The sequence below is a fragment of the Pseudomonas moorei genome, assembly GCF_008801475.1.
Lineage (GTDB): Bacteria > Pseudomonadota > Gammaproteobacteria > Pseudomonadales > Pseudomonadaceae > Aquipseudomonas > Aquipseudomonas moorei.
The window spans coordinates 363,400-381,195 of record NZ_VZPP01000007.1 but is presented as its reverse complement, the minus strand read 5'-3'; the positions used below and the strand labels follow the sequence as shown (position 1 = coordinate 381,195).

Below are 17,796 nucleotides of genomic sequence, written 5' to 3'. Positions count from 1 at the left end.
TTAATGTACTGCTCGGCGGTTTCGGCAATACAGCCGACGCCGGTCCCGCAGGCGCCAAGGAAGCCCGTCCGGTGAAATCCGGTTCGGCTGACGACGCGACCTTCCTGCTGACCAACGCCGACACCGTGATCATCGTTCCGGGCTACGGCCTGGCGGTGGCCCGTGCTCAGCATGCGCTGAAGGAACTGACCGAGAAGCTGACCCATCGCGGCGTGACCGTGAAATATGCGATCCACCCGGTGGCCGGTCGTATGCCTGGCCACATGAACGTACTGCTGGCCGAGGCCGAAGTGCCTTACGACCAGGTGTTCGAGATGGAAGACATCAACTCCGAGTTCGGTCAGGCCGACGTGGTGCTGGTGTTGGGCGCCAACGACGTGGTCAACCCGGCCGCCAAGAACGATCCGAAATCGCCGATTGCCGGCATGCCGATTCTCGAAGCGTTCAAGGCCAAGACCATCATCGTCAACAAGCGCTCGATGGCCAGCGGCTATGCCGGTCTGGACAACGAACTGTTCTACCTGGACAAAACCATGATGGTGTTCGGCGACGCTAAAAAGGTCATCGAGGACATGGTCAAGGCTGTCGAGTGAGTCCTGCCTCAGCGCAACACTAAAATGAAGCGCCGTCCCCTATCCTGCGAACGTTACGCTTTTGCAGGATAGGGGTGAAAATTTATAGACGAACACTGGCAAAGGTGGATTCGTTGCGTGCCTGGCTCAATGCCGACAATGGCCCGGACAACGGCGACAGCACCAGCGCTTGCGGCAGCGGTATCATCGCGACCTGTTGCGTGGTGTTGGAGCCTACACGTTCGTCACGCGGTGGAATGCCGAAGTATTCGCGGTAGCACTTGGAGAAGTGTGGCGTGGACACGAAGCCACAGATCGTCGCTACTTCGATGATCGACACCGGCGTTTGCTTGAGCAGCTGCCGCGCGCGGATCAAGCGCAGCTTGAGGTAGTACCGCGATGGCGAACAGTGCAAGTATTTCTGAAACAGGCGTTCTAGCTGACGACGGGACACCGAGACATACACAGCCAGTTCGTCCAGGTCGATCGGCTCTTCGAGATTGGCCTCCATCAGCGCGACAATTTCCTGCAATTTCGGCTGGTTGGTGCCGAGCATGTGCTTGAGCGGCACGCGCTGGTGATCCTGTTCGTTGCGGATGCGTTCGTAGACGAACATCTCCGAAATCGCAGCCGACAGTTCGCGACCGTGATCGCGGCTGATCAGGTGCAGCATCATGTCCAGCGGCGCGGTGCCGCCGGAGCTGGTGAAACGGTTACGGTCGAGGGTGAATAGCCGGGTGCTCATGACCACACGCGGAAACGCTTCCTGCATCGCCGCCAGACATTCCCAGTGCACGCTGCAATCGAATCCGTCCAGCAGGCCGGCGCACGCCAGGGCCCAGCTGCCAGTGCACACCGCGCCAAGACGCCGGTGCTGACGTGCCTGGCTCTGCAGCCATGACACGTGTTCGCGGGTAACGGTGCGCTGGATACCGACGCCACCGCAAACGACGATCGCGTCCATTGGTGGAGCTTTATGCATGGAGGCGTCAGGAGTGATTTGCAGGCCATCACTGGCCCAGACCTGGCCGCCATCGACGGTGAGGGTCGTCCAGCGATACAGCTCACGACCGGACAACTGGTTGGCCATTCGCAGAGGCTCCACGGCGGAGGCCAGAGAAATCAACGTGAAGTTGTCCAGCAGCAAAAAACCGATCGATTGAGGTGCAGAGTTTTGGGGTTTCGCCCCGGAATTGAACGTCGTCATCAAGGTACTCCACAGGTAACGCGGGTGAACGGCCTCAGGCAAAGGCTCTTTTTATTCGTCCATCCAAAACTGGGTGGATTTGTATGTATTCAACCTGCAAAGGTCATACCCAATTACATAAGTTTGAACAGATCAAAAAACGACATCATCCAATGTCTCTAGGCTGAGGTATTGCAGGGCGGGAGCCATAAGGAAAACGCTAGGGTTTGTGCCAGCGTTCATCAACCTTGTGCACATTGGTAGCACATGCGCGAGACCTGTCTAAAAACGCCAACTTGTTTGTCACCGACGCCTACATGTCGGTTTTTGAATGCAATGATGAGCAATGCCAAACTCGGTGACGCGCTTGCTGACCGCTGACACTGCGAGGGCTTGATGCGGGAGGCACGGGCCAGGTTTCGCTCATCGGCGACCGAGATGAAAAGATCCAGGCTGGCAATGTCATATCGCCCCCCCGAGCTTCCTTGTTAAGTGTTTGAACGTGCGCCTACATTCGAAGACGCCGCGTGGAATCGGATTGATCCACTTATTCTATGAATGTAACCAACCAATGCAAAATGTAACAACTGAGTTCCAACCCATGGCTGACTCAGCCAACCCCAGCCTTTATCCTTGTCGCCCCTGCCGTACCGAGTGAATGGAGTTTCGTCATGCCCCATGAAGGCAATCTGTTGCAAGCCGCTGTCGTGTTTCTGTTCGCGGCGGTGCTCACCGTGCCACTGGCCAAGCGGCTGCAACTGGGGGCGGTGCTGGGTTATCTGTTTGCCGGGGTGATCATCGGGCCTTCGGTGCTGGGCCTGATCGGCAATCCGCAGAGTGTCAGCCATATCTCGGAACTCGGCGTGGTGTTGCTGCTGTTCATCATCGGCCTTGAATTGTCGCCGCGCCGCTTGTGGGTGATGCGCAAATCGGTGTTTGGCGTCGGCCTGGCGCAGGTGTTGTTGACCGGCTCGGTGATCGGTGTGGTGGCGCTGTTTTTGTTCGGCCAGCCGCTCAACAGCGCCATCGTGCTGGGCCTGGGCCTGGCCTTGTCATCCACCGCGTTTGGCCTGCAAAGCCTGGCCGAGCGCAAGGAACTGACCAGCCCCCACGGGCGCCTGGCGTTTGCCATCCTGCTGTTCCAGGACATCGCCGCGATCCCGCTGATCGCCATGGTGCCGTTGCTGGCCGGCGTCGATCACAACGCCAGTGCCGCCGACGATGTCAATCACGGTTTGCGGGTACTGGGCAGCATTGCCGTGGTGGTGATCGGCGGACGTTATCTGCTGCGACCGGTATTCCGGGTGGTGGCGAAAACCGGTTTGCCGGAGGTGTCCACCGCCACCGCACTGCTGGTGGTCATCGGCACGGCATGGTTGATGGACCTGGTGGGCGTGTCGATGGCCCTTGGTGCCTTCCTCGCCGGCCTGCTGCTGGCAGACTCCGAATACCGTCATGAACTGGAGGCGCAAATCGAACCGTTCAAGGGGCTGCTGCTGGGGCTGTTTTTCATCAGCGTCGGCATGGGCGCGAACCTGAGTCTGCTGCTGAGCGCGCCCGCCGTGGTGCTGGGCCTGACCCTGCTGCTGATTGCCATCAAGCTGCCGTTGCTGTTTGTCGTGGGGCGGCTGGCCGGCGGCCTGGGCAAGGTCAGCGCGATTCGCCTCGGCATCGTGCTGGCGGCGGGCGGTGAATTCGCCTTCGTGGTGTTCAAGATCGGCCGCGATCAAGGGCTGTTCGAACCGCACCTGTATGATTTGCTGGTGCTGACCATCACCCTGTCCATGGCGCTCACGCCGTTGCTGTTACTGGGGTGCGCCCGCCTGGTCAGCCCCAAGGTGCAACCGGTGGTGGTCCCCGAGCAATTTCGCGAGATCGACACTGAAGCGCCCCGGGTGGTCATTGCCGGCATGGGCCGCATGGGGCAAATCGTTGCGCGTATCCTGCGGGCCCAGAACATCAAGTTCGTGGCCCTCGACACCTCGGTGGAAACCATCGAGCTGTCCCGCAGCTTCGGCGGTGTACCGGTGTTCTACGGCGACCCGATGCGTCCGGAAATTCTCAAGGCCGCGAAAGTCGGCGAAGCGGAGTTCTTTGTGATTGCCACCGACGACCCGGACACCAACATCAAGACCGCCGAGCTGGTGCGCAAGCTCTATCCGGAGATGAAAATCATCGCCCGCGCCCGTAACCGTCAGCATGTGCATCGGCTGATGGACGTCGACGCCCTGGCGGTGCGCGAGACCTTTTATTCCAGCCTGGAAATGAGCCGCCAGACCCTGATCGGGCTGGGATTGACCCAGGCCCAGGCGGATGCGCGGATCAAGCGTTTCAAACACCACGACGAACAGGTGCTCGAAGCCCAGCATGCGGTGTACGACGATGCGGCGAAAGTCATGCAGACGGCCCAGGAAGCACGGGCGGAACTGGCGCGGCTGTTTGAGTCGGATCAGCTGGAAGAGCAAGCGGCCAGGAAATGAAGTGACTTCAAGGGCCTCTTCGCGAGCAGGCTCGCTCCCACATTGAACAGGTGTCGTTGGCAAGCGCCTTGTGGAAGCGAGCCTGCTCGCGAAGAACGATTACCCGATGTATTGGGTAAACAACAAATACAAAGGAACCCACAATGGCTGCTGACTCATCCTCCCCCGCCCTCAAGGAAATCTTCAACAGCGAACGCCTCCAGCACATCGCCACCGAGATGACCGCGGTCTATCCCCGGTTCGATGCCAGGGCCTTCCTGAAGCTGGCCAAAAGCGGTCTGGCGGACCTGTCGGTGATGCAGCGCATGGCCCGCGTCAGCGAATGCCTGCACGCGGTGCTGGCGCTGGACTTCGAGGCCTCGCTGCCATTATTGCGCGCCCTCGCCCCGCGCCTGAACAGCGGTTTCGTCAGCATGTGCCTGCCGCATTACGTGGCGACCTACGGCGCCGAGCGATTCGACCTGTCCATGGACGCGCTCAAGTACTTCACCGCCTTCGGCTCCTCGGAGTTCGCCATCCGACACTTCCTGCGTCGCGATCTGGAGCGGTCCCTCAAACTGATGCATGACTGGTCGCTGGATGCCAGCGAACACGTCCGACGCCTGGCCAGTGAAGGCTGCCGGCCACGCTTGCCGTGGTCGTTTCGCCTGGAGTCGATCCAGGCCGAGCCACGGCTGGCCGCCGCCATTCTCGACAACCTCAAGGCCGACCCCAGCCTGTATGTCCGCAAGTCCGTGGCCAACCACCTCAACGACATCACCAAGGATCACCCGCAGTGGGTGCTGGACCTGATCGAAGGCTGGTCGCTGGATAACAAACACACGGCGTGGATCGCCAGGCACGCGCTGCGCAGCCTGATCAAACAGGGCAATCAGAGGGCGCTGGCGATCATCGGCGCCAGCGGCAAGCCTGAAGTCGAGATCCTCGACGTACAGGTCAATCCGCCGGTGATAGGCCTGGGGGAAAAAATCACCCTGTCCTTTGCCGTCAGATCCACGGTGGAGGCCAGCCAGCGCCTGGTGATCGACTACGCCATCGATTACGTCAAGGCCAACGGCAGCACGTCGACCAAGGTCTTCAAGCTCAAGGCCCTGACCTTGCCCGGCAAGGCCACCGAATCCATTGCCCGGGGCCAGCACATCAAGGAACTGACCACCCGTCGGCACTACGCGGGCCGGCATGCGGTGCATGTGCTGATCAATGGCGAACGGCTGGCGAGTACGGCCTTCGAAATTACTGTTGACGCTGATTGAGCGAATCCCGCGAACGGCCTGGCAGCATGCGCGTCAGGGTGTTGTCCTGGACCCAATAGTGGTGGAACAAACCAGCCGCCGCGTGCAAGCCGATCAACCAGTAGCCGGCGTTTCCGAGTTGCTCGTGCCAGTGCTTGAACTGTTTGGCCAGGTCGGGATCGACCGCCACCGGTGCCGGCAAGGCAAACTCAAAATAGGGCATCGGCTTGTCGCCAGCGGCCAGCATCAGCCAGGCCAGTACCGGCGTGGCAATCATCAGCACATACAGCGCCAGGTGCATCAAGTGGGAAACACCGGTCTGCCAGGTGGGCGGTGCCGGCATGATGGGTGGGCGCGGGGACAGCCGCCCAAGCAAACGGATCCAGACCAGGGCAAAAATACTCAAACCGAATAAACCGTGCAGCCCGAGAAAAAAACTCCTCCCGGTACCACCACGGGGCAAGAACCCCTTGATTTCGATGCAGGCATAGACGCCGACAAACAGCGCCAGCATTAACCAGTGCATGGCTATCGACAGTTTTCCGTAACGTTGTGTTGTTGAATCGCGGGTCATGGTGGGCCTCGTGAAGTTCAGTGCAGGCCGCCGACTCGTTCGTACAACCTGATCGGGTGCCACCCTGCCAGCGCAATCTTAAGCGAACCTGAAGACGACGCTATTTAACTTTTTTCTCACCTTCAGACTCCGTTAAGAAATGCTTCCGATACTCCTCCCATACTTTCCCGGGAGGCGCCATTCAATGCCCCACTTCGACTGGAACATCCCTTTGCCTCTGCAGTTCGGCCAAGCGGAAACGCCGCCGATGAGTCTGGCCAGAGCGCTGCCGGATGACCCCCAGCGCGAATGCTTCGAAACCTATATCCAACAACGTTTCCGCAAGGCCCACGGCGCCGATATCCGCCATTTCATGCCGGAACTGTTCGGCATGAGCAATGACGCCGGAGAGCTCTGCGCCGTGGCCGGCGTACGCCTGGCCGATGACGGGGAGTTGTTTCTGGAGCGTTATCTGGATGAACCGATCGACCCGCTGATCAGCGCCGCCGCTGATCGCCCGGTGGAACGGACCGGTATCGTCGAAGTGGGCAATCTGGCGGCCAGTGACACCGGCAGCGCACGAATGAGCATCATCGCCATCACATACCTGCTGGCCATGGGTGGCCTGGAATGGGTGGCATTCACTGGCAACATCGGTCTGGTCAACAGCTTCCACCGGCTCGGTTTGAAACCGGTGACCCTGTGCGCCGCCGACCCGGCGCGGCTGGGCGACGACCGGTACAGCTGGGGCAGCTATTACGAGAGCAAGCCCTGGGTGCACGTGGGCAATATCCGCGCAGGGTTCATTCATTTGCGCAATATCGGCCTGTTCGGTCGCCTGGGTTTGCCGACGTCCATGGAGGGGTTCATCCATGTCGCCTGAAATGGAACGTTTCAACCGGATCCTGCGCCGCCATGCCGAAGAAAAGCCCCACGCCATCGCCTTGTGGGGCGATCAGTCGATGCTGGACTACGCCACGCTGTACACCGAGGTGATGGCCCGGCGGCAGCGCCTGCGCGATGGGAATATCAAGGTGGTCGCATTGGCGTTGGACAATGGCGTCGAAGCGATGCTCTGGGACCTGGCCGCATTGTTTGAAGGCCTGACGTGCCTGACGTTGCCGCCGTTCTTCAGCGCCGCACAACGCAGCCATTGCCTGGAGCAGAGCCAGGCCGAGGTCGTGATCGCCTTCCCGGAGCTGGAAAGCGAGCTGCAAGCGAGCGGCTATGCGCACACCGGCGAATTCTGGCGCCGCACCTTCAAGGGCCCCAACCGGATGCCCGAAGGCACTGCCAAGCTGACTTTCACCTCCGGCACCACCGGCACGCCGAAAGGCGTCTGCCTCAGTGCCGAGAGCATTCTGCAGGTGGCCCGCGAACTGGAGCTGGCCAGCCGGCCCAGCCATCCGCAGCATCATCTGGCACTGCTGCCGCTGGCCATTCTGCTGGAAAACATCGGTTGTTATGCGGCGTTGTACGCCGGGGCGACCCTGAGCCTGCCCAGCCAGAAAACCCTGGGCATTCAAGGCGCCAGCGGCGTCGATGTGCCACGCCTGCTGGGATTCCTGGCCAGCCGTACCCCGCAGAGTCTGATTCTGGTACCGCAACTGTTGTTGATGTTGGTCAGCGCTGCGGAGCAGAAAGGCTTCAACCCGCAACACCTGCGCTTTGCCGCCGTGGGTGGCGCGCGGGTTGCCGAAGATTTGCTGCACCGGGCGCAACGGGTGGGCCTGCCGGTCTTCGAAGGCTATGGCCTGTCGGAGTGCGCGTCGGTGGTTTGCCTCAACCGGCCCCAGGCCTGCCGGCCCGGCAGCGTCGGTCGTCCTCTGCCCCATGTGCAGATTCGCCTGGCCGACGATGGTGAAGTGCTGATCAAGGGTTCGACCCTGCTCGGCTACCTGGGGGACGCGCCGCACACCGATCAATGGTGGCCCAGCGGCGATCTCGGCGAATTCGACGCCGAGGGCTACCTCTACCTCAAGGGGCGCAAGAAGCATCAGTTCGTCACCAGTTTCGGACGCAATGTGAACCCCGAATGGGTCGAGGCCGAGCTGACTCAACGGCGGCATATCGCCCAGGCCTTCGTCTACGGCGAAGCCATGCCACACAACCATGCACTGCTCTGGCCCCATCGCCCCGACTGCCCGGACGAGCAACTGGCCGCCGCCGTGGCCAAGGCCAACGAGGCCTTGCCTGACTACGCCCAGGTCCATCGCTGGACCCGGCTGGATCAACCCTTCACCCCGGCCAATGGCCTGCTGACCGCCAATGGCCGCCCCCGTCGCGACGCCATCGTCGAGCAGTACCGGGCGCAACTGAGCGAATCTGCGTTTCCAGAGGACACCGCATCATGAGTTTTTTCGACACCCTGCAAGAAGCCACCCACCAGGAACGCCACGAACTGTTCAACCTCCCGGTCATTCGCGATGCCCTGGAGGGCAAGGTCAGCCTGGAAAGCTACCGGGCCTTCCTGACGCAAGCCTATTACCACGTACGTCACACGGTGCCATTGATGATGGCCTGCGGCGCGCGCCTGCCCTCACGCCTGGAATGGCTGCGGCAGGCCGTGTGCGAGTACATCGAGGATGAGTACGGCCACGAACAATGGGTGCTCAACGACATCGAAGCCTGCGGCGGCGACAAATCCGCGGTCCGCGACGGTCGCCCTTCCCTCCCCATCGAATTGATGGTGGGGTTTCTCTACGACCTGATTGCCCGAGACAACCCGGTCGGTCTGTTCGGCATGGTCAACGTGCTGGAAGGCACCAGCATCGCCCTGGCCACCCATGCCGCCGGCAGCATTCGCCAGCGCCTGGATTTGCCGGAAAGCGCTTTCAGCTACCTCAGTTCCCACGGCGCCCTGGATATCGAACACATGCAGACCTACCGTCGCTTGATGAACAAGCTGGAAGACCCGGACGATCAGGCCGCGGTCATTCATGCTTCCAAAGTGGTGTACACGCTCTACGCCGACATGTTCCGCGGTTTGCCGCGTGACGGGGAGAACGTCCATGCGCCTGTCTGAAGCTCGCGTGGTATTGACCGGTGCCAGCGGCGGCATCGGCCTGGCCATCGCCACGGCCTTGTGCGCCAGCGGTGCCCGGGTATTGGCCGTGGCTCGGCATCGGCAACCCTTGGAGTCGCTGCTTGAGCGGTATCCCGATAACCTGTGCTGGATTGCGGCGGACCTGACGTCGGCGGCGGACCGTAGTGAAGTGCTGGCCGAGGCCGAAAGCATCGGTGGCATCAACCTGTTGATCAACGCCGCCGGGGTCAATCATTTCGCCATGCTCGAACAACTGGAGGACAGCGAGATCAACGCGATGCTCGCGCTGAATGTCGGTGCACCGATCTGCCTGACGAAAATCCTCCTGCCCCTGCTCAAGCAGGCCCCCAGCGCCATGGTGGTCAACGTCGGCTCCACCTACGGGTCCATCGGCTACCCCGGCTACGCCAGCTATTGCGCTACCAAGTTCGCGTTGCGCGGGTTTTCCGAAGCCCTGCGCCGGGAACTGGCGGACACCCGGGTCAGCGTGCTCTACGTCGCCCCGCGTGCCACCCGCACCAGCATGAACAGCCCGGCGGCCCAGGCGCTCAACGATGCCCTGAAGTCCAGCGTCGACGACCCGCAAACCGTGGCCGCTGCCGTGATTCACGCCATTGCCGGCGACCGTCGCGATCTGTACCTGGGCTGGCCGGAACGCTTCTTCGTGCGCCTCAACAGTCTGCTGCCCAACCTGGTGGACCGAGGCCTGCGCAAACAATTGCCGCTGATCCGTCACTTGAGTCAGAAACCCGACAAGGAGAATCTCGAACCATGAACAAGATAGCCGCCTACCTGCTGCTGGGGGCCTTGAGCCAGAGCGCCTGGGCGCTGGACGCCGTTGACGAACAGCGGCTGGTGAGTATTCAGCAGAACTGGGCGCACATTCAGTACGAACTGCCGGAGGGGCAACGCACCACGGCGTTCGAAAAACTCGCCGCCCAGACCGCGACCTTCACCCAGGAGCGCCAGAACGTGGCGGAGGCCTGGATCTGGTCCGGGATCGTCAACAGCAGTTGGGCCGGTGCCCAGGGCGGGCTTGGCGCGCTGAGCAAGGTCAAGGCGGCGAAAGCCGATCTGGAAAAGGCCCTGGCCCTGGACCCCAAGGCGCTGCAAGGTTCGGCCTACACCAGCCTTGGCGCGCTGTACGACCGCGTACCCGGCTGGCCCATCGGTTTCGGCGACGCGGACAAGGCCGAGCAATTGCTTAAAACAGCGTTGCAACTCAACCCCAATGGCAACGACAGCCTGTACTTCTGGGGCGATCACCTTTACCGTCAAAAGCGTTACACCGAAGCCAGGGCAGCCTTGCAAAAAGCCCTGCAAGCGGCGCCCAGACCGGGCCGCGAAACCGCTGATGCGGGTCGGCGCAAGGAAATCGAAGCCTTACTGGTGGACGTCAATAAAAAACTCGGCTGACAGGAGTCCGTGTGCGCTTATTACTGGTTGAAGATGACGTGGCCCTGGGCGAAGGCATCCATCAGGCCCTGAGCCGTGAGGGCTACACGGTGGATTGGTTGCAGGACGGCAACAGCGCCTTGCATGCGCTGCTCAGTGAATCCTTTGACCTGGCGGTGCTCGACCTTGGCCTGCCGCGCATGGACGGCCTCGAAGTGCTGCGACGGCTGCGTGACAGCGGCTCGAACCTGCCGGTGCTGATCCTCACCGCCCGCGACGCCACCGAAGACCGCATTGCCGGGCTGGATGCCGGGGCCGACGATTACCTGATCAAGCCCTTTGACCTGGCCGAGCTCAAGGCCCGCCTGCGGGCGTTGTTGCGGCGCAGCGCCGGCCGCGCCCAGGTGCTGATCGAGCACGCTGGTATCAGCCTGAACCCTGGCACCCAGCAAGTCAGCTACAACGGCGAGCCGGTGGCCCTGACGCCCAAGGAATACCAGCTGCTGCACGAACTGCTCTCGCCACCCGGCCGGGTGATCACCCGCGATCACCTGATGCAATTGCTGTACGGCTGGAACGAAGAAGCCGAGAGCAACACCCTGGAAGTGCACATCCATCACCTGCGCAAGAAGTTCTCCACCGATCTGATCCGCACCATTCGTGGTGTCGGTTATCTGGTGGAGGAGCGTCGATGACTTCGATCCGGCGTCGCACCCTGACGCTGATCATTGGCCTGATGCTCACCGGTATCGCCGTGATCAGCGTGCTCAACCTGCATGATAGCAACCATGAAATCGCCGAAGTCTATGACGCGCAACTGGCCCAGAACGCGCGGTTGCTGCAAGGCGTAATGCGCATGCCACTGGCCAGCAAGCAGCACGCCGAACTGTATCAGGCGTTCAACCAGGCCCTGGGCGCAGCCGAGCCAAAGGTCGATGGTCATCCCTATGAAACCAAGATTGCCTTTCAAGTCTGGAACCGCAAGGGCGAAGTGCTGGTGCACACCGCCAGTGCTCCTTCATTCACTGCGCCGCCCTCCACACCAGGCTTCAGCGATGTGGTGGACCTGAACAACCGCCAATGGCGCGCATTTCTGCTCGAAGACAAACAGAACGAGTTGCGGATCTGGGTCGGTGAGCGCGACGACGTGCGCGCGGATCTGGTGGATCGCATCGTGAGTCATACCTTGTGGCCGAACATAGTGGGCAGCCTGGTGCTGGCGGCGATGGTCTGGCTGGCCATTGGTTGGGGCCTCAAACCCTTGGCCGATATGGCGCAGACCCTGCGGGCTCGTCACAGTGGCTCGCTGGAGCCGTTGCACCTGACCCCCCTGCCGAGCGAACTCGAACCAATGCAGGCGGCCCTCAACCGCATGCTGGCGCAGATTCAGGAAGTACTCGGACGAGAGCGGCGCTTCATTGCCGATGCCGCCCATGAAATGCGCACGCCCCTGGCGATCTTGCGGGTGCACGCGCAGAACCTGATGGAAGCCAGAACCGAAGACGAGCGCCGTGAATCCCTGGCATTCCTGATCGCCGGCGTCGACCGGACCAGCCGACTGGTCAACCAGTTACTGACCATGGCCCGCCTCGAACCCCAAGCCCAGACGCCGGCGCTGAAGGCTATCGACCTGACCGAAAGCGTGCGCGACAGCCTGGTCGAGCTCACGCCCTGGTTGCTGAGCAAACATCTGGAACTGGCCTTCGAAGCCAGTGACCGCCCCTGCAAAGTCTTCGCCGACGCCGCCGCCATCGATATCGCGTTGAACAACCTGATCACCAACGCCGCGAACTTTTCCCCCGAGCACGGCGTCATCACCGTGCAATTGAGTCAGGCGGATGGTTTCTATGCCCTGAGTGTCCTGGATCAGGGACCGGGCATCGACGAAGCGGACCACGCACGGGTGTTCGAACGCTTCTACAGTCGCGGAAACACCCATGGCGCGGGACTGGGGCTGACGATCGTCAACACCATTGCCCATCGGCTGGGCGGACGCATCACCCTGGCCAATCGGGCTGAAGGCGGATTGCGCGCGACCCTGACGATTCCAGATACCCGGCCACTCAGCGCTTCCTAGCGAACGTCTTGCGGGCCGACTACGCGGGGGCGCGGACGGCCCCCTGCAACAGGTCCTGCTCCCGCTCACACATTTCCACCACGTAATCCCACAACACGCGCAACCGCACGGATTTGTGCAGTTCGCGGCGGGTGCTGATCCAGTAGCTGCGCTGGATGCTCTCGTCCGGCAGCAACGGCACCAGGCCGGGGTCGGCGCTGGCCATGTAACACGGCAGCACCGCGATCCCCAGGCCTGCGCGCGCAGCCTGATGCTGGGCGATGACGCTGGTGCTGTGGAAGACCACACGCGGATTACGGCAGAAGCTGTTGAGGAACATCAGTTCCTGGCTGAACAGCAAGTCGTCGACATAACCGATCCACGCATGCCGGCCCAGGTCTTCGCGGCTGTGCAGCGCGGGCGAACGGTCGAGGTAATCCTGGCTGGCGTACAGCGCCAGTCGATAGTCGGTGAGTTTGCGCGTGACCAGCATGTCGGCGGCCGGGCGTTCGAGGTGAATACTGATTTCCGCCTCGCGGTTGAGGATGCTGACAAAGCGCGGCACCGCCACCAGTTCGACCTCCAGCCCCGGATAGCGCTCGAACAGGCCATTCATGCGGCTGGCCAGGAACATGATGCCCAGGCCCTCGGTCACGCCCACGCGAATCTTGCCCAGCGGCGCCGTGGATTGGGTGATTTCTTCCTGGGCCAGCAGCGCGACGTTCTCCATGGCTTCGGCGTGCTTGAGCAGCGCTTCGCCGGCCGGCGTCAACTCATAGCCCTGCGCATGCTGGACGAACAACGCGGTGCCGAGGCTTTTTTCGATGGCCTCGATGTGCCGCGCAACGGTGGCGTGGGTGGTGTTCAAGCGCCGGGCAGCGGTCAGCAAACGTCCGCTACGCTGCAATTCGAGAAAAAACCGCACGTCATTCCAGTCGAACATGAATCATCCTTGTTTACAGGTGTTTAAAAACGAACAGCAGCTGCGCAAAAACTAACATTCTTTTGACGAAAGCTAACAACTAGGATGGATCCCAACAAGAACAACAACATGAGGTCAGGGATGCAGACTTCCCTTGATGAGTACGACTACATCGTGGTCGGGGCCGGCCCGGCCGGTTGTTTGCTGGCCAATCGCTTGTCGGCCAACCCGCAGCACCGTGTACTGCTGCTCGAAGCCGGCGGCCGCGATAACTATGCGTGGATTCACATCCCCGTGGGCTATCTGTTCTGCATCGGCAACCCGCGCACCGACTGGTGCTTCAAGACCGAAGCCCAACCCGGTCTGCAAGGCCGTGCCCTGAGCTATCCGCGCGGCAAAGTGCTCGGGGGCTGCAGCTCGATCAACGGCATGATCTACATGCGCGGCCAGGCGGCCGACTACGACAGCTGGGCTGCCGAGGGTAATCCCGGCTGGAGCTGGCAAGACGTCCTGCCGCTGTTCAAGAAGAGCGAAAACCACTTTGCCGGCGACTCGGCGTTTCACAGCGGTGCCGGCGAGTGGCGGGTCGAACGCCAGCGTCTGTCGTGGCCGATTCTCGATGCCTTCCGCAGAGCCGCCGAGCAAAGCGGCATCGCCAGCATTGATGACTTCAACCAGGGCGACAACGAAGGCTGCGGCTACTTCCAAGTCAATCAGAAGGCCGGCATCCGCTGGAATGCGGCCAAGGCGTTTCTCAAGCCGATCCGCAACCGCCCCAACCTGACCGTACTGACCGGCGTGGAGGTCGACCGCGTGCTGCTGGAAAGCGGCCGTGCCAGTGCCATCAGCGCCCGTTGGCAGGATCAGGCCAGGACCTTCAAGGCCCGCAAGGAAATCATCCTGTGCGCTGGCTCCGTCGGCTCACCGAGCATCCTCCAGCGCTCCGGGATCGGCCCTCGCCCGCTCCTGCAACGCTTGGGCATCGGCGTCGCGCATGAACTGGCCGGCGTGGGTGGCAACCTGCAGGACCACCTGCAACTGCGCCTGATCTACAAACTGCAAAATGCCCGTACCCTGAACCAGATCGCCGGCAGCCTGTGGGGCAAGATGGGCATGGGCCTGCGCTACCTGTATGACCGCAGCGGCCCGCTGTCCATGGCGCCCAGTCAGCTCGGCGCCTTCGCTCGCTCGGGGCCGGAACAGACGTCGGCGAACCTCGAATACCACGTGCAACCGCTGTCCCTGGAGCGCTTCGGTGAACCGCTGCATGCGTTCCCGGCCTTTACCGCATCAGTCTGCGACTTGCGTCCGCAGAGCCGTGGCCGGGTCGAAATCCGCTCCGCCAACCCGCAAGAGGCACCACTGATTCAACCCAATTACCTGAGCAATCCAGAGGATTTGCGCGTGGCGGCCGACGCCATTCGCCTGACCCGGCGCATTGTCGCCGCACCAGCGCTGAAGGCGTTCAATCCGGTCGAATACCTGCCCGGCGACAGCCTGCAAAGCGAAGAGCAATTGCACGAAGCCGCCGCCCGGATCGGCACCACGATTTTCCACCCGGTCGGCACCTGCCGGATGGGCAACGACACGCACGCCGTGGTCGATGCCGAACTGCGTGTGCACGGCATCCCCGGCCTGCGCATCGCCGACGCCTCGATCATGCCGCGCATCACTTCGGGCAATACCTGTTCACCCACGTTGATGATCGCCGAGAAAGCCGCACAACTGATCCTCAGCCCCCACACAAGGAGCATCACCGAGACAAAGGAACGGGTCACACACTCGTGAATCCACACGAACACTGTAGGAGCGAGCCTGCTCGCGATGGTCGTCAACGATAACGCTGACAACCTGACACCCATGTGCGCTCTGAAGTTCATCGTCGGAACGCCGCCCGGAGCAAGCTCGCTCCTGCGCAAACGCGTACATCCGATACATCGAAGTAGCGGCACCAGCCCACAAGGACGGCGCCGACAGTGGAACAACAAAAACAATCACTGTGAGGGATACCGATATGTCAGAACACGTTCAGCCCCTGGAAAGCTTGCGCAGCGCGCGTACCAGCCAGGACACCCAGAAAGTCATCTTCGCCTCGTCGCTCGGAACCGTTTTCGAGTGGTATGACTTTTTCCTCTATGGCGCCCTCGCGGCGGTGATCAGCAAGCAGTTCTTCGCCGGGGTCAACGACACCACGGCGTTCATCTTCGCCCTGATGGCCTTCGCCGCCGGTTTCATCGTGAGGCCGTTCGGCGCCCTGGTGTTCGGCCGGTTGGGGGACATGATCGGACGCAAATACACCTTCCTCGCCACCATCATCCTCATGGGCCTGGCGACCTTCTGCGTCGGCCTGCTGCCCAATTACGCCAGCATCGGCATCGCCGCGCCGATCATTCTCGTGGCGCTGCGCATGCTTCAGGGCCTGGCCCTGGGCGGCGAATACGGCGGCGCCGCGACCTACGTCGCAGAGCACGCGCCCATCGGCAAACGCGGCTTTCACACCAGCTGGATTCAGTCGACTGCCACCCTTGGCCTGCTGTTATCGCTGCTGGTGGTGCTCGGTTGCCGCTACTTCACGGGCGATCAGTTCGAAGTCTGGGGCTGGCGCATCCCGTTCCTGTTTTCGATCATTTTGCTGGGCATCTCGACCTGGATTCGCCTGAGCCTGCATGAGTCACCGGCCTTCGTGAAAATGAAAGAAGAAGGAAAACTCTGCCAATCGCCGATCCGCGACTCCTTCGGCAAATGGGAAAACCTCAAGGTCGTGCTCATCGCCCTGTTCAGCATCAACGCCGGGCAAGCGGTGACCTTCTACGCCGCGCAGTTCTATGTGCTGTTCTTCCTCACCCAATTCCTGAAAATGGACCCTGCCGTCGCCAACGGCCTGCTGATTGTCAGCGTGACCCTTGGTGCGCCGTTCTTCATCTTCTTCGGCTGGCTGTCGGACAAGGTCGGGCGCAAGCCGGTGCTGATGATCGGCCTGCTGCTGGCCACCGCGCTGTACTTCCCGATCTTCAAATCCCTGGCTCACTACGCCAATCCGGCCATCGACCAGGCCAGCCGTCAGGCACCGATCACCGTGCTGGCCGACCCGGCCACCTGCACCTTTCAGTTCGACCCGGTCGGCAAGGCGAAATTTGACAGCCCGTGCGACAAGGTCAAAACCTTCCTGGTCAAACAGGGCTTGCCCTACTCCAGCGCAGTGGCACCGGCCGGCAGCACGGTGCAAGTGAGCGTTGGCGACGTGAAGATCGACGGATTTGACGAAGCGGCATTGCGCGGTGCCGTGACCCTTGCCGGCTATCCACAGCAAGCCGACATGCAGCAGATCAACAAACCGATGATCGTCGCGCTGATCGTGGCGCTGATCATCATTTCCGCGATGTGCTACGGGCCGCTGGCAGCGCTGATGGTCGAGCTGTTCCCGACACGCATTCGCTACACCTCGATGTCCCTGCCCTACCACATCGGCAATGGCTGGTTCGGCGGGTTTCTGCCGACGGTGTCGTTTGCGTTGGTGGTGTACACCGGCGATATCTTCTACGGGCTGTGGTACCCGGTGGTGATCACCGGCGTCAGCCTGGTGGTGGGAATGATCTGTTTGCGCGAGACCCGCAACGTGGACCTGCACAAAAATTAAGGGAAGACCTGTAGGAGCGAGCCTGCTCGCGATGGAGTATCAGTTGTCATCGCGTTGACTGACACACCATCGCTAGCAGGCTCGCTCCTACAGGTATTGTGAAAGTCAGCGTGAATATCACTCTTCGATTTCAAGCAACTCGAACGTCACCTGATCCGGGTAAAACGCCACGTAGTTTTCAATCTGCCTGACAGACACCTTGGGATTCTCATAGCTCCACACCGCATTGGCGCCCTCATGCCCCGGCACCTGCAGGCTGAAATAGCTGGCATCGCCCTTGTACGGGCAATAGCTGGTGTGATCGGTGCGGGCGTAATATTTCTCGTCGATGTCCTCTCGCGGAACGTAGTACACCGGAGGGTAATTGGCCTCCAGCATCACCAGGGCGCGCGAGGAGGCGGCCACCTGGATTCCGTGAAATTTCACCAGCAGGCAACCGGGCTGCTCGGCGATGGTGATGACAGGGCTGGGACCGGAGCTTTTCATGGAATGCGTTCCTCACGACGATGAATGACCCTGTGGGAGCGTGGCTTGCCCGCGACGGGCTGCGCAGCAGCCCCATGACCCGAGACCACGATTTATCAGGTATAACCCAGATTCGGCAGGCATGACCGCCTTGCAGCCGAACGGCCCAGGCAAATTATCGCAATGCACTAACTGTACATCCATACAGATAAAGATTGCCCCCGAGTCCATATCCCGCCATTCTGTGCACCT

Annotated in this window: 16 protein-coding genes; 12 read left to right on the top strand and 4 right to left on the bottom strand. The window is 61.5% G+C overall.

What is annotated here, in order from left to right:
• A partial coding sequence (locus tag F7R06_RS16205) for an NAD(P)(+) transhydrogenase (Re/Si-specific) subunit beta (RefSeq protein WP_151149678.1) occupies nt 1-593 on the top strand: 593 nt, incomplete at its 5' end.
• A gap of 82 nt (nt 594-675) precedes the next feature.
• Here F7R06_RS16205 and gbdR read toward each other — a convergent pair.
• Nucleotides 676-1,779 (bottom strand): choline metabolism transcriptional regulator GbdR, encoded by a 1,104-nt coding sequence (gene gbdR, locus F7R06_RS16200; RefSeq protein WP_090320546.1) that lies wholly within the window; start codon nt 1,777-1,779, stop codon nt 676-678.
• A 650-nt stretch (nt 1,780-2,429) separates the two neighbouring features.
• On the opposite strand from gbdR, the gene F7R06_RS16190 reads away from it, so the two are divergent.
• Both F7R06_RS16190 and F7R06_RS16185 read left to right on the top strand, forming a co-directional pair.
• The gene (locus F7R06_RS16190) at nt 2,430-4,238 is read left to right on the top strand and encodes a monovalent cation:proton antiporter-2 (CPA2) family protein (RefSeq protein WP_090320542.1); all 1,809 of its coding nucleotides are present in this window, start codon (nt 2,430-2,432) and stop codon (nt 4,236-4,238) included.
• Between the two features lie 143 nt (nt 4,239-4,381).
• A complete protein-coding gene (locus F7R06_RS16185; RefSeq protein ID WP_090320539.1) occupies nt 4,382-5,491 on the top strand; it encodes a DNA alkylation repair protein in 1,110 nt (369 codons plus the stop codon).
• Here the strand turns inward: F7R06_RS16185 and F7R06_RS16180 are convergent.
• Nucleotides 5,472-6,044, bottom strand: coding sequence for a cytochrome b (locus F7R06_RS16180; protein ID WP_090320536.1), 573 nt, complete (start codon nt 6,042-6,044; stop codon nt 5,472-5,474). The genes F7R06_RS16185 and F7R06_RS16180 overlap by 20 nt on opposite strands.
• A 184-nt stretch (nt 6,045-6,228) precedes the next feature.
• Here F7R06_RS16180 and F7R06_RS16175 point away from each other — a divergent pair, with 184 nt between their 5' ends.
• The 7 genes from F7R06_RS16175 to F7R06_RS16145 are packed head-to-tail and all read left to right on the top strand — an operon-like array spanning nt 6,229 to nt 12,541.
• Nucleotides 6,229-6,906 (top strand): thermostable hemolysin, encoded by a 678-nt coding sequence (locus F7R06_RS16175; protein ID WP_090320533.1) that lies wholly within the window; start codon nt 6,229-6,231, stop codon nt 6,904-6,906.
• A complete protein-coding gene (locus F7R06_RS16170) occupies nt 6,896-8,377 on the top strand; it encodes an AMP-binding protein (protein WP_090320530.1) in 1,482 nt (493 codons plus the stop codon). The genes F7R06_RS16175 and F7R06_RS16170 overlap by 11 nt, the downstream gene beginning before the upstream one ends.
• Nucleotides 8,374-9,048: an iron-containing redox enzyme family protein gene (locus F7R06_RS16165; protein WP_090320527.1), complete on the top strand. Its 675-nt coding sequence runs from the start codon at nt 8,374-8,376 to the stop codon at nt 9,046-9,048. Before F7R06_RS16170 ends, F7R06_RS16165 begins: the two co-directional genes overlap by 4 nt.
• Entirely contained in the window at nt 9,035-9,844 is an 810-nt protein-coding gene (locus F7R06_RS16160) for an SDR family oxidoreductase (RefSeq protein ID WP_090320524.1), read from the top strand. The genes F7R06_RS16165 and F7R06_RS16160 overlap by 14 nt, the downstream gene beginning before the upstream one ends.
• Nucleotides 9,841-10,485: a tetratricopeptide repeat protein gene (locus tag F7R06_RS16155; RefSeq protein ID WP_090320521.1), complete on the top strand. Its 645-nt coding sequence runs from the start codon at nt 9,841-9,843 to the stop codon at nt 10,483-10,485. Before F7R06_RS16160 ends, F7R06_RS16155 begins: the two co-directional genes overlap by 4 nt.
• A gap of 11 nt (nt 10,486-10,496) precedes the next feature.
• The gene (locus tag F7R06_RS16150) at nt 10,497-11,159 is read left to right on the top strand and encodes a response regulator (RefSeq protein WP_090320518.1); all 663 of its coding nucleotides are present in this window, start codon (nt 10,497-10,499) and stop codon (nt 11,157-11,159) included.
• On the top strand, nt 11,156-12,541 hold the full coding sequence (locus tag F7R06_RS16145; RefSeq protein WP_090320515.1) for an ATP-binding protein: 1,386 nt from the start codon (nt 11,156-11,158) through the stop codon (nt 12,539-12,541). The genes F7R06_RS16150 and F7R06_RS16145 overlap by 4 nt, the downstream gene beginning before the upstream one ends.
• 19 nt (nt 12,542-12,560) lie before the next feature.
• Here F7R06_RS16145 and F7R06_RS16140 read toward each other — a convergent pair whose 3' ends face one another.
• Nucleotides 12,561-13,463, bottom strand: coding sequence for a LysR family transcriptional regulator (locus tag F7R06_RS16140; protein ID WP_090320512.1), 903 nt, complete (start codon nt 13,461-13,463; stop codon nt 12,561-12,563).
• 120 nt (nt 13,464-13,583) lie between these two features.
• Here F7R06_RS16140 and F7R06_RS16135 point away from each other — a divergent pair, with 120 nt between their 5' ends.
• The gene (locus F7R06_RS16135; protein ID WP_090320510.1) at nt 13,584-15,230 is read left to right on the top strand and encodes a GMC family oxidoreductase; all 1,647 of its coding nucleotides are present in this window, start codon (nt 13,584-13,586) and stop codon (nt 15,228-15,230) included.
• A gap of 226 nt (nt 15,231-15,456) precedes the next feature.
• Nucleotides 15,457-17,079: an MFS transporter gene (locus F7R06_RS16130; protein ID WP_090320507.1), complete on the top strand. Its 1,623-nt coding sequence runs from the start codon at nt 15,457-15,459 to the stop codon at nt 17,077-17,079.
• A gap of 117 nt (nt 17,080-17,196) precedes the next feature.
• Here F7R06_RS16130 and F7R06_RS16125 read toward each other — a convergent pair whose 3' ends face one another.
• Nucleotides 17,197-17,565, bottom strand: coding sequence for a DUF427 domain-containing protein (locus F7R06_RS16125; protein ID WP_090320506.1), 369 nt, complete (start codon nt 17,563-17,565; stop codon nt 17,197-17,199).
• Between the last annotated feature and the right edge of the window lie 231 nt (nt 17,566-17,796).